Annotated in this window: 14 protein-coding genes and 1 other annotated feature; of the genes, 13 read left to right on the top strand and 1 reads right to left on the bottom strand. The window is 49.2% G+C overall.

Features of this window, described 5'->3' with window-relative positions:
- Positions 1-93: 93 nt before the first annotated feature.
- The 11 genes from CHI14_RS17520 to leuS all read left to right on the top strand — a co-directional run bounded on the left by CHI14_RS17520 (position 94) and on the right by leuS (position 10,347).
- Positions 94-621, top strand: a complete 528-nt coding sequence (locus CHI14_RS17520; RefSeq protein ID WP_095289801.1) for a YqeG family HAD IIIA-type phosphatase — start codon at positions 94-96, stop codon at positions 619-621.
- A complete protein-coding gene (yqeH, locus tag CHI14_RS17525) occupies positions 618-1,745 on the top strand; it encodes a ribosome biogenesis GTPase YqeH (protein ID WP_095289803.1) in 1,128 nt (375 codons plus the stop codon). Before CHI14_RS17520 ends, yqeH begins: the two co-directional genes overlap by 4 nt.
- 41 nt (positions 1,746-1,786) lie before the next feature.
- Positions 1,787-2,656, top strand: coding sequence for a shikimate dehydrogenase (aroE, locus tag CHI14_RS17530; protein WP_095289804.1), 870 nt, complete (start codon positions 1,787-1,789; stop codon positions 2,654-2,656).
- Between the two features lie 84 nt (positions 2,657-2,740).
- Complete coding sequence (gene yhbY / locus CHI14_RS17535) at positions 2,741-3,031, top strand: ribosome assembly RNA-binding protein YhbY (RefSeq protein WP_095289806.1); 291 nt, start codon at positions 2,741-2,743, stop codon at positions 3,029-3,031.
- Between the two features lie 13 nt (positions 3,032-3,044).
- Positions 3,045-3,635 (top strand): nicotinate-nucleotide adenylyltransferase, encoded by a 591-nt coding sequence (locus tag CHI14_RS17540; protein WP_095289808.1) that lies wholly within the window; start codon positions 3,045-3,047, stop codon positions 3,633-3,635.
- Positions 3,619-4,185 (top strand): bis(5'-nucleosyl)-tetraphosphatase (symmetrical) YqeK, encoded by a 567-nt coding sequence (yqeK, locus tag CHI14_RS17545; protein ID WP_095289810.1) that lies wholly within the window; start codon positions 3,619-3,621, stop codon positions 4,183-4,185. Before CHI14_RS17540 ends, yqeK begins: the two co-directional genes overlap by 17 nt.
- A 17-nt stretch (positions 4,186-4,202) precedes the next feature.
- A complete protein-coding gene (rsfS, locus tag CHI14_RS17550; protein ID WP_095289811.1) occupies positions 4,203-4,550 on the top strand; it encodes a ribosome silencing factor in 348 nt (115 codons plus the stop codon).
- Complete coding sequence (locus tag CHI14_RS17555; RefSeq protein WP_095289813.1) at positions 4,547-5,452, top strand: CvfB family protein; 906 nt, start codon at positions 4,547-4,549, stop codon at positions 5,450-5,452. Before rsfS ends, CHI14_RS17555 begins: the two co-directional genes overlap by 4 nt.
- A 112-nt stretch (positions 5,453-5,564) precedes the next feature.
- The gene (locus CHI14_RS17560; protein WP_095290162.1) at positions 5,565-6,335 is read left to right on the top strand and encodes a class I SAM-dependent DNA methyltransferase; all 771 of its coding nucleotides are present in this window, start codon (positions 5,565-5,567) and stop codon (positions 6,333-6,335) included.
- A 178-nt stretch (positions 6,336-6,513) separates the two neighbouring features.
- Positions 6,514-7,470 (top strand): phosphotransferase family protein, encoded by a 957-nt coding sequence (locus CHI14_RS17565; protein ID WP_095289815.1) that lies wholly within the window; start codon positions 6,514-6,516, stop codon positions 7,468-7,470.
- A gap of 95 nt (positions 7,471-7,565) precedes the next feature.
- Positions 7,566-7,831, top strand: a binding site (T-box leader).
- Positions 7,832-7,902: 71 nt separating this feature from the next.
- Positions 7,903-10,347 (top strand): leucine--tRNA ligase, encoded by a 2,445-nt coding sequence (gene leuS, locus CHI14_RS17570; protein ID WP_095289816.1) that lies wholly within the window; start codon positions 7,903-7,905, stop codon positions 10,345-10,347.
- On the opposite strand, the gene comER is transcribed toward leuS, so the two are convergent.
- Positions 10,328-11,173, bottom strand: coding sequence for a late competence protein ComER (gene comER / locus CHI14_RS17575; RefSeq protein WP_095289818.1), 846 nt, complete (start codon positions 11,171-11,173; stop codon positions 10,328-10,330). The two genes, leuS and comER, sit on opposite strands and share 20 nt — an antisense overlap.
- A gap of 186 nt (positions 11,174-11,359) precedes the next feature.
- Here comER and CHI14_RS17580 point away from each other — a divergent pair, with 186 nt between their 5' ends.
- On the top strand, positions 11,360-11,941 hold the full coding sequence (locus tag CHI14_RS17580; RefSeq protein WP_095289819.1) for a ComEA family DNA-binding protein: 582 nt from the start codon (positions 11,360-11,362) through the stop codon (positions 11,939-11,941).
- Positions 11,942-12,047: 106 nt separating this feature from the next.
- Positions 12,048-12,569, top strand: coding sequence for a deoxycytidylate deaminase (locus tag CHI14_RS17585; protein ID WP_095289821.1), 522 nt, complete (start codon positions 12,048-12,050; stop codon positions 12,567-12,569).
- The last annotated feature ends 8 nt before the right edge of the window (positions 12,570-12,577 follow it).

Genomic DNA, 12,577 nt, shown 5'->3' on the forward strand with positions numbered 1-12,577 from the left:
TTTTCCTTTTTCCCATACCATCAGGCACTGTATGCATTTTCAGGAAAGACGGATTTGTGATATAGTGTGTCGTATGAAACTGAGGTGACTTCTTTGTTTAAAATGTTAATGCCCAAGCTGCGAGTAGACACGGTTTTTGACATAAATCTGGAAGAGCTGTACGCTCAAGGCTACCGTGGAATTATAACTGATCTGGATAATACGCTTGTCGGTGCCAAAGCTCCTGATGCCACACCGGAACTGATTGAATGGTTTGCGCGTGTGAAAGAGGCGGGTTTCAAGCTGATAATCGTGTCCAATAACAATTTGAACCGTGTATCTTTGTTTGCGACTCCGCTGGATATCCAGTTTGTGCATAGTGCACGCAAACCATCGAATGCACCGTTTCGTAGAGCAATGAAGATGATGGAGCTTACTCCAGAAAAAACGATTGTTGTAGGTGACCAGATGCTTACGGATGTATATGGAGGCAACCGACTGGGACTTTATACGGTCTTGGTACTGCCCATTTCCATCGGTGATGAAGGTTTTATGACCCGCTTCAATCGTCGCGTGGAACGGATTGCTCTAACCAGTTTGCGCAAGAAAGGCTTATGGCTCGAGGAGGAAAAGAAGAAATGACAGAAACGCATAACGGCAATCCTGCCGTAAGATGCAGTGGATGCGGAGTGCATCTGCAAACGGAAAATCCGGACAAACCGGGATTCATTCCGGAGAAAGCGTTGGATCGTGAACCGGTCATATGTCAGCGTTGTTTCCGGATCAAAAACTACAATGAGTCATCATCCGTCACGGTGGATCAGGACGAGTTCCTGGCTCTTCTTAGCAAAATCGGGGATAAGGATGCACTTGTCATCCATATCGTTGATCTGTTTGACTTTGACGGCAGCATCATTTCCGGTCTGCAGCGTTTTGTAGGGAACAACCCGGTTCTGCTGGCTGTTAACAAAACGGACCTGCTTCCCAAGGTAACCAACTGGAACAAGGTTCGTAACTGGGTACAGAAGCAGGCTAAGGAGCAAGGTTTGCGTACGGTGGATATCGTGCTCTGCAGTGCCAAGCAAAATCAGGGATTTGATCGCCTGCTGGAGCTTGTTGGTACGTATCGCGAGGATCGTGACGTTTACGTGGTCGGCGGTACCAATGTGGGTAAATCGACATTGATTAACCGTCTGATCCGCGACTACAGCGATTTGGAGCAGGAACTGACAACCTCCCGTTATCCGGGAACGACGCTGGATATGGTCAACATTCCACTCGATGATGGCAAATTTATTATTGATACGCCGGGAATCGTGTATCCATGGCGTTTCAGTGAGATCGTATCACGCAAGGATCTGGCAGCCATTATGCCGGACAAGCCGCTTAAACCGGCCGTGTATCAATTGAATGCCGGACAGACGCTGTTCTTTGGCGCCATGGCTCGTTTTGATTTCATTGAAGGGGATCGTCAGTCCTTCACTTGTTATACAAGCAATGCAATCGATATTCACCGGACGAAACTTGAGCGTGCAGATGATCTGTATCGTGACCACGCCGGAGAATTGCTGTCCCCGCCAAGCCGGGAGGATGCAGCGGACATGCCTGAATGGACACGGCATGAGTTCCGTATCAAACGCGGCAGCCAGTCCGATGTGTTCATATCCGGTCTGGGCTGGATCAAGGTCAATGGTGAGAATGGGGCGCTTGTCGCTGTACATGCACCAAAAGGTATTCGAGTGCTGGTTCGTCCATCTTTGATCTAGTTATATGGCAAATTGATTCTCTATAGATCGGGGGCGGACACATGCCAGAACAAAAGAATACCTATACTTCACTTCCTGTTTTGCTTGGCGTTTTTGGGGATCCGATTGGACATTCCAAGTCACCAGCCATGCATAATGCGGCTCTTGCGACAGCGGGTGTGAACGGATTGTATATGCCGCTTCATGTTCGTCCAGAGCAGCTGGAAGCAGCTGTTAAAGGCATTGTTGCCTTGGGGTACCGGGGTGTTAATGTAACAATACCTCACAAAGAAGAAGTGATGAAATACCTTGATGTCATTGATGAAAGTGCGCGGCTGATTGGTGCTGTGAACACGATTGTCAACGATAATGGTAAACTGACTGGGTACAATACCGATGGTATTGGTTATGTTCGTTCGTTGAAGGAAGAGGCAGTGCCGGAACTCGCAGGCAAGAAGATTGCAGTTCTTGGGGCAGGAGGTGCTGCAAGAGGCGCCATCTATGCTCTGGCACTGGAGAAGCCGGAACGGATTAGCATCCTGAATCGCACAGCAGAGAGAGCAGAGGCTCTTGCCTCCGATTTGAGAAGGCACGGATTGGGTAACATCACTGGCAGCGGCATGGAAGAAGCTGCAGCTGTGTTAGCCTCGGCTGATATCGTGATCAATACTACGGCGGCAGGCATGCATCCGCATATCGATGATGTACCTGTGAACCCGGACCTGATTCGGGAAGGTGCGGCCGTGAGTGATCTAATCTATAATCCGCTGGAGACACGCTTGCTGCGAGAAGCGCGTTTGCGTGGATGTGTTGTGCATGGCGGCCTAGGCATGTTTGTGTATCAGGGCGCGGTCGCATTTGAACACTGGCTCGGCATTCCTGCGCCAGTTGAGACAATGAGACGCGCTGTATTGGATAGTTTTAATAAGTGAAAAATATCATTGAACGGTCAGGCAACAGACAGACGAAAAATGCTGTTACAGTGCCTGCCGGGCATAAGGAGTTATGGAGTAATTATGTTAAACGGTAAACAAAAGCGCTTTTTGCGCTCACAAGCACATCATCTGACCCCTGTATTTCAGATCGGCAAAGGGGGCACCAATGATCATCTGTTCCGTCATATCGAAGAGGCAATCGAGAAACGCGAACTGATGAAAGTGCAAGTGTTGAACAACTGTCTGGATGACAAAAACGAAATTGCTGAAGAAGTGGCTCGGGAAACCGGCAGCGAACTGGTGCAGATTATCGGAAGCACCATCATCCTGTACAAGGAATCACGCGACAACAAACAAATCGAACTTCCTTAGGACGGTGACACGGGTGAAGATTGGCATCATGGGCGGGACGTTTGATCCGATCCATATGGGACATCTGCTCGCTGCCGAAGCTGCAAGAGATTCACATGCCCTGGATGAGATCTGGTTTATGCCTTCCCATGTTCCGCCCCATAAACGCGGAGCTGGAGCTTCGGGACAGCAGCGCCTGGATATGACTGAGGCTGCGGTACAAGGTGTAGAACAGTATGAAGTGCTGGGCATCGAAATGGAACTCGGCGGGGTGTCCTATACGATCGATACGATGAAGGAACTGTGGCGCCGTTATCCGGAGCATGAATTTTATTTCATTATCGGAGCGGACATGGTGAACTATCTTCCGAAGTGGGAACAGATTGAAGAACTGGCTGCGAAATTAACCTTTATTGGTGTGGGGCGGCCAGGATTTCAGCTGCATCTGGATGACCTGCCGGAGGAACTGCAGGACAGCGTGCTGCTGGCCGAGATGCCCCTGGTGGACATTTCATCCACGGCTGTTCGCAGGAGACTCGCTAAGGGACATTCGGTACGATTCATGATCCCTGATGCAGTTCATCAATATATTGTAAGGAGCGGTTTATATGGGGCTAAGCCGTGAAGAATTAATGAAGGCCGTTTCCGGTCAGATGCCGGAGAAGCGCTGGAAGCATACGCTTGGCGTAATGGAAAAGGCCGTCCAGTTGGCAGAGAAGTATGGGGCGGATCCTGTCAAAGCCGACCTCGCAGCCATACTGCATGACGTCGCCAAGTACTGGCCTGTATCCGAGATGGAAGCGGTCATCCGTGAAAACGGATTGAACGAAGAACTCTTACTGCATGACAAGCAGCTCTGGCACTCTGAAGTAGGTGCTTTTGTGGCACAGCGCGATTATGGTGTTGATGACCCGGAAATCATTAACGCAATCCGCTGGCATACTTCCGGGCGTGTAGGTATGAGTCTGCTCGATAAGGTCGTATGTCTTGCTGACTATATTGAACCGGGAAGAGATTTCCCAGGGGTAGATCACATTCGTGAGCAGGCAGAGCGCAGCTTGGAAGAGGGATTGATTGCCGGCTTTGATTCCACGATCAGCTTGCTGATCTCGCAGCGCCGCGTCATTTATCCGCTGACAATGTTGTCGCGGAATGATCTGATTGCACACTTATAAAATATGGAGGTTGGTTCATGACAGTATCATCGAAAGAACTTATGAATATGGCGGTAACCGCCGCTGACGATAAAAAGGCATCGAACATTGTAGCACTCGATCTGAAAGGCATCTCTCTCGTTGCAGACTATTTCGTAATCTGTCACGGTAATTCCGATACACAGGTACAGTCCATTGCAACAGAAATTCGCAAACAGGCACATGCAGCTGGCGTTAACATTAAAGGGATCGAGGGCATGGATTCCGCACGTTGGGTGCTGATGGATATGGGCGACGTGGTTGTGCATATTTTCCATCGTGATGAGCGCGAATATTACAACATTGAACGACTATGGTCTGACGCCAAAGTGGTGGAAACGGTATGAGTTTGATTGCAGGCACGGTCGTCTCCCTGCCGGTTGATCGTGAAGTATCGCCTTTTGGCTACTTTTTGACGACAGGATCGGAAGATGTACTGCTTCACTATACGGAACTCACACGGGATGTCAAAATCGGGGAGACGCTCGAGGTCTTTTTGTTCTTTGATACAGAGGACCGCTTGGCAGCAACCATGAAAAAACCATATCTCACGCTCGGCGAAATGGCCCGACTGGTTGTGGCAGATATACATCCACGCCTCGGCTGTTTCCTTGAGATGGGACTTGGACGGCAGCTGCTGCTCCCCATCCGTGAATTGCCCGAATTGGAAGAGCTGCGTCCACACGTGGGCGATGAAGTTTTTGTTATTATGGAACATGACAAGCAGGGACGTCTTCGTGCCAAATTGGCCGGGGAACGTGAGCTTGCTCCCCTGTCATTCCACGCTCCAACATCATGGTTGAATGAATGGGTGGAAGCGACGGTGTACAAACCTTTGCAGATGGGTACTTTTGTGCTTGTAGAAGGCGGGGTACTTGGCTTCGGTGCTATCGGCATGATCCATTCATCTGAGCGCAACAGAATGCTGCGGCTGGGTGAAAAGGTGAAGTGTCGGGTAACGCTGGTTCGTGAAGATGGGCGTGTTAACCTGGCCATGTCACCTCGCAAAGAGGTGGGCCGTAACGAAGATGCGGACAAACTCCTGGCGTTTATGAAAGAACGTCCTATGGGCGGTATGCCTTACTCGGATGCCACTCCACCGGATATCATCAAGCAGCGCTTTGGAATCAGCAAGTCTGCTTTTAAGCGTGCTTTGGGCAAGCTGATGAAAGACGGACTGGTGACGCAGAAGGAAAACTGGACGTACTTGGCGGAGTCAGCTCCCAAGGATTCAAGTGAAAACAAGTAATCGTTAACGACATATTGGAACGAAGGAAGGCAGGGCAAGGCTGGGTGAACTCCGGACGCCCCTGCTTTTTCTTTTGGAATCGGAAAATGAAATTGAAAGTGCGGTGCCTGACATGTCTTACCGTAAATTTGCTTATGTGTACGATGAATTAATGGAAGATATGCCTTATCCGGACTGGATAAGGTTTGCAAGAACAGCCTGGGAACAGCATGGTATGCCGAAGAGCGTAGCCGAGCTTGGATGTGGAACAGGCTCCATTACGATCCCACTGGTCAACTCGGGGTTTGAAGTGACGGGCATTGATCTGTCTGCGGATATGTTATCTGTGGCGCGAAGCAAAATGGAGGGAACCCCTCAAGGTCATCGATTGTATCGTGAAGGTAGTGTCCGCTGGGTTCAGCAGGATATGCGGGATTGGAGAGTACCCGAACCTGTGGATTCAGTAATCTCCTTCTGTGACTGCATTAATTACCTGCTAGAAAAGGAAGACGTCGTTCGAACGTTCCAGCGTACCTACGAGATGCTAAAGCCGGAAGGCACATTCCTGTTTGATGTACACCATCCAGACACCTTGATCCGCTATGAAGAAGAGCAGCCTTTTGTCCTGGATGAACGCTCCGTATCTTATATCTGGACCTGCGACATGGATCGTGAACGGTGTGAGATTGAGCATCATCTCAGCATTTTCTCCCGGGTGGGTGACGGCGGCAAGGACATGTACCAGCGGTTCGAAGAGGTTCACGTTCAGCGTGCATACGATCCGGACTGGATGAGGCTGGAACTGACCAAAGCTGGATTCAGGAATGTCCGTGTATATGCTGATTTCACATGGGAAGAAGCTGGAGAAGGAGCGCAGCGACTATTTTACGTCGCGGTGAAATAGGATTGCAGATAGGGAACCGTCCTTGTAACAGTGAGGGCGGTTTTTTCCTGTTTTTATGATGAAATGCATTGTCAGCACGAGTAAAGAGAGCCATAATGGACGAAGGTGGAAAACGTGGAAAACGCTTACCCGATCTTGATGAATAGAATTCTTATTGATAAAAAAAGGTGGTGTAGAAGTGGAAAGTACATACAAAACAAGGCTGAGTTCAGAACAGCTGAATGCAATTGCCAAGCAACATTTTAATACAGGCATCCAGGAATACAGGGAAATGATTGACGGATGGGCCAACCATGCTTATTATATCTCGCTCGGCAACGGGCAAGAGGTGGTGCTCAAAATCGCTCCTTCCAAGGTTGGTAAACCATTGCGTTGTGAGCAGGATCTCCTGATGGCAGAAGTTCAGGCACTGCGTCTTGTGGGAGAGCTTCGAGATGTACCGGTCCCCCGTGTATTGGCGTGGGATACCACATGCAGTCTTGCTCCGGCGGAGTACTTTATGATGGAATATATGCCTGGCACGCCTTATAACAAGGTCAAAGATCAGTATAGTGCAGCAGAGCAGGCAGAGATTGAAGAGCAGCTTGGTGCATTCAATCGCCGGATCAACGAGATCAAAGGTGAAAAGTTTGGCTATTTTTCAGAAAAGAAACCAAAGTATAACACCTGGAAGGAAGCATTTTTGAGTCTGATGGATGATCTGCTGACCGACGGAAGAGAGGCTGGCGTAAAACTTCCTATGGATTATGATGAGCTTGCCCAATTGATTAGCGAGAAATCGGATGTGCTGAGTGATGTCAACGAGCCGGTACTCATTCACTGGGATCTGTGGGATGGCAATGTATTTGTGGAACAGGGGCGGATTACAGCCATTATTGATTTTGAGCGCTGCCTTTGGGCGGATCCCCTAATGGAGCACTACTTCAGTCATTTCAATTATACAAAAGGGTTTGTGAAGGGTTATGGTAGGGCCATCACAACCGATAGTGAACGAAAACGAAGAAGCTTGTACGATCTGTATTTTGATCTGATCCTGTGGATTGAATGCGAATATCGTCAATATGATAACAAGGAACACATTCAGTGGGCAATTCATAACTTGGAAGAAGGAATCGAGCGATTTCGATTGTCCTAGGCTGAATGGGGAAGAACAGCATTATTTATAGTCAAAAAACCAAGCAATATTGACTTTAGTCGTGCTTTTTTATATAATGGTCCCGATATTGTATACATATTTCGATGATAAGGAACAGTAGTGGATCCTGTACATGACAGAGAGTCGGCGGTTGGTGCAAGCCGATTGACAGTATTTCACGAACTCGCCTTGGAGAAATGCGGTGATTACACCATCCTGTGCTTGAATGTTTGGCATTTCGTTCAGGAATGGAAATCCGCATCGGTTAACCGCCGTTACAGGTCCAAAGGGAGTGGATGACGAAGCACGTTCGTCCGCTAACTAGGGTGGTACCACGGGAATTCAACCTCTCGTCCCTAGCGCTGCAAACGCTATGGATGCTGAGGTTTTTTTGTTGCAATAAAAGTGAATAACCAAGAGGAGGAACAATAGATGAGTGAAAATCACCAGCCGAAGCACGGCTATCAGCCGCAGGTTATGGAGAAAAGTTGGCAGCAGTATTGGGATGAGAACAAAACGTTTAAAACAGGTGAAGACCCGGATAAACCGAAGTTTTATGCACTCGACATGTTCCCCTATCCATCCGGTTCAGGTCTGCACGTAGGTCACCCGGAAGGGTATACGGCAACAGACATCGTTTCCCGTTTCAAACGTATGCGTGGTTATAATGTGCTGCATCCGATGGGCTGGGATGCTTTCGGTTTGCCTGCTGAGCAGCACGCTCTGGACACGGGCGAGCACCCGCGGGAAATTACATTCCGCAACATCGACAATTTCCGGCGTCAAATCAAGTCCCTTGGTTTCTCGTACGACTGGGATCGTGAGATCAGCACAACAGACCCCGAATACTATAAATGGACACAATGGATCTTCATCCAGCTGTATAATAAAGGCCTGGCTTATGTAGATGAAGTGCCGGTTAACTGGTGTGAAGCGCTGGGTACGGTACTGGCTAACGAAGAGGTTATCGACGGCAAAAGTGAGCGTGGTGGTCATCCGGTTGTGCGCAAACCGATGCGCCAATGGGTACTGAAAATCACGGAATATGCTGAGCGCTTGCTGGAAGATCTGGAAGAGCTGGATTGGTCCGAGAGCATCAAGGATATGCAGCGCAACTGGATTGGCAAATCCACAGGTGCAGAGGTTGTATTTGCCATAGAGGGCAGTGAAGAAGTTATTAAAGTGTTTACAACACGTGCGGATACCCTGTTCGGTGCAAGCTTCGCCGTTCTTGCTCCTGAGCATGAATTGGTCGATGCAATTACGACAGCGGAACAGCGTGAAGCCATTAAGGCTTACCAGGAGCAGGCTGCTCGTAAGAGTGATCTGGAACGTACGGATCTGGCCAAAGAAAAAACAGGCGTATTCACTGGTGCCTATGCGATCAATCCGGTTAATGGTGCAAAACTGCCTATCTGGATTGCGGATTATGTGCTCGCAGGATACGGTACAGGAGCGGTTATGGCGGTTCCAGGTCATGATGGTCGGGACTGGGAATTTGCGAAGCAGTTCGGTCTGGACATCATTGAAGTTATCCAGGGTGGGGACGTAACACAAGAGGCATATGCCGGCGACGGACCGCATGTGAACTCTGATTTCCTGAACGGACTGAATAACGAAGAAGCGATTGCGAAAATGATCGCATGGTTGGAAGATAATGGTAAGGGGCAAGGGAAAACAACGTATCGCCTGCGCGATTGGTTGTTCAGTCGCCAGCGTTACTGGGGTGAGCCGATTCCAATTCTGCACCTTGAAGATGGAACAATGAAGACGGTACCGGAAGATCAACTTCCTTTGCTGCTGCCGGATATCGACCAGATCAAACCTTCAGGTACTGGGGAGTCTCCACTGGCGAACGTAACAGAGTGGGTAAATACGGTGGACCCAGAAACGGGAATGAAAGCACGACGCGAGACCAATACGATGCCACAATGGGCGGGAAGCTGCTGGTACTATCTGCGCTTTATCGATCCACACAACGACAAAGAGCTGATCTCCCAGGAGAAACAGCAGCAGTGGTTGCCGGTTGACCTGTACATCGGGGGAGCCGAGCATGCCGTGCTTCACCTGCTGTATGCTCGTTTCTGGCACAAAGTGTTGTATGATCTGGGCGTGGTGAATACCAAGGAGCCATTCCACAAACTGGTGAACCAGGGTATGATTCTGGGAACCAATAACGAGAAAATGAGTAAATCCCGTGGTAATGTCATTAACCCGGATGAGATTGTGAATGAATTCGGTGCCGACACATTGCGTCTCTATGAGATGTTTATGGGACCTCTGGAAGCTACAAAACCGTGGAATGCTAACGGGGTAGAGGGCATGTACCGCTTCCTGTCACGTGTGTGGCGTCTCTTCATCAACGAGGACACTGGGGCAATCAACGACAAGATCACTGTGGATGGCGGAACGGAAGAATTCAAACGCACAGCTCACAAAACGATCAAAAAAGTTACGGATGATCTGGAACATCTGCGTTTCAACACAGCGATCAGCCAGTTGATGATCTTCATCAACGATGCATACAAAGCAGATACATTGCCACGTGAAGCGATGGAAAACTTTGTACAGCTCTTGTCTCCACTGGCACCGCACATGGCGGAAGAATTGTGGAGCCGTCTTGGACACGAAGGAGGAATCTCCTACGTAGCTTGGCCGGAGTATGATGAATCCATGACAGTAGATGCTGAAGTGGAGATTGTTGTACAGGTTAACGGCAAAATCGTAACTCGTGCAACGATTGCCAAAGATCTCGATGCACAAGGCATGCAGGACTTTACAATGGAACTGGCGCCTGTCAAACAGGCTCTGGAAGGCAAGACCATTCGCAAGGTCATTGCCGTTCCAGGCAAACTTGTTAATATTGTTGCCGGTTAATTTCACCGGCTCTAAATACTTCATCCAGCTTCAACAAGTCCTCTTCATACTTGTCGTGGGTTGTATGGATGAGGCTGTCAAATACACCGTCCAGGCTGTTTTTCATTAAAGCAAGTGCCTGGGCGGTAATGCCGCCGGGAACGGCAACGCGAGCCTGGAGCTCTTGGGGTGTATATCCTCCTTCCGTCAGCAGCTTACCTGTTCCGAGGAGCATTTCACCTGCAAGAGCGCAGGCGTCTGCGCGTTTGATCCCTGTTAGCTTGACGGCACTGTCGATCCATTGTTCCAGGAAGAAGGATATGAATGCAGGTCCGCAGCTGGAAAAATCGGATGTGATCCGGGTGCAGGCTTCATCGACTTGGTAAGGTCTGCTGAAGTGACTGAGAAGTCCCTCCAGAACGGATCGGTCTTCAGGGGTCATGCGTTCGCCATGAATGCACAGGGATGCTCCGCTGCCGACCTGGTGTGTAACGCTGGGGATGATCTTGGAGACTTTGCAAGGAAGTGAAGATTCCAGATGGCGCAGCTGCACGGGACTCGTAATCGAGACGATGATGTGATTGGAATTTACAACAGGCAGAATGTCGTCAATAACATGCTTGAATTCATGTGGTTTCACGCATAGAAATATAATGTTGCTTCGGATGACAGTTTCCCGATTGCTCTGTGATTCATGCAGACCGGGATAACGGAGGGATAACTGACGCACTTTGGAAGGGGTCCGATTGCTTGCAGCGATCTGCCGGGGCTCGAGTGCTCCGGATTGAATCAAGGCATAGATCAGCAGGCTTCCCATGCTGCCGGTTCCGATAAATCCAACCTTCATTGTTTCAGGCCTCCTTTCATGCTTTACGGTACTGGCGCAGTTCGTTCCTTCTAGTCTATGCACCAGGACTTGTATGACATGACATGAAAATAGCAAAGTTTTGATTTCACCAGCAACATTCAACGGTTCGGAAGCACCGCCCGTGTTCAGAATATTTATTTTGAAGACAGGGAGAGGTGTGGAAGCATGAAATGGAAGCAGGGAGCAGCCATTGCTGCTGCGGTGATAGGAAGTATATTAATATTATGGTCGGGCAAAAGTGAACAGCCACCTTCTGGCTGGGAACCCATGCAGCTCGGCACCGAGACGCCGACGAAAGAGCAGGAACCCTCTGCTGTGCAGTCGGCTGTTTTGGGTCAAGGCGAAGCAAAGGGTACTGCGGATGAGAATGCGAAGAAAGCTGCTGATGGCGCTGATTCGAAGGAAACTGAACAGGCAAAACCTGTCGTTGAGGCCGGTTCGAATAGCACGTCAAACGAACCAGAGGTTCCTTCGTCAACAGCACCGGCACCTGCTGCGGAAGCTGCACAAGAAAATATCCAAACTGCTCAGCCGGTACAGGATATCGATAATGGTAAAATTGATGTCAATACTGCACCTGCTTCCAAACTTACGGAGCTTCCGGGCATAGGGGAGAAAAAAGCCCAGGCCATCATCGACTATCGAAATGCCCATGGTCCATTTACCAAAGTGAGTGATCTGACAAAGGTCAAGGGAATTGGGATGAAAATGTTGGAGAAAATGGCCCCCTATGTTCAGATCCGATAATTACTTTAATAAAATGATTACGAGCAGTAAACCAAAGTTTTCTTATGTTAAGTGAATATGCATTGCACAATTTGTAACTTATTAACGAACGGGAGAGGAAACGAACATGAGTACAGCAGACGTACGCAAAGATTGGGATACTTATTTCATGGACATCGCTTATATGGTCTCAACCCGTTCCCGCTGTTCGCGGCGCCATGTGGGGGCCGTGCTGGTTCAAGGTAAAAAATTGCTTGGAACAGCGTATAACGGTGCACCCATGGGCGTTCCCGACTGTTCCGAAGCCGGATGCATGATTTCTGAAGAGTATGAGCTGGTCGTAACGGATGGTCAGGAAGAAATGATCAAAAAGCAGCGGTGTATACGGACGATACATGCGGAGCAAAATCTACTTTTGTTCACCGATCGGAATGACCGTGAAGGGTCTTCCGTGTACGTGACGGATGAACCCTGCTGGACGTGCTCCAATATGCTGGCGAACAGCGGCATCACGGAGATTGTTTTTCACCGCCCTTATCCCAAGGATACAGGCAAAGTAACACGCATGATGGCTCAGAAGGGGATAACGTTTCGCAGGTTGGAGAATTATCAACCGCCGCGAGAAACCATGATGACGATTAGTGATTGAAGATGATC

Origin of the sequence: Paenibacillus sp. 7516 (genome assembly GCF_002272715.1) — a bacterium.
GTDB lineage: Bacteria > Bacillota > Bacilli > Paenibacillales > Paenibacillaceae > Paenibacillus > Paenibacillus illinoisensis_A.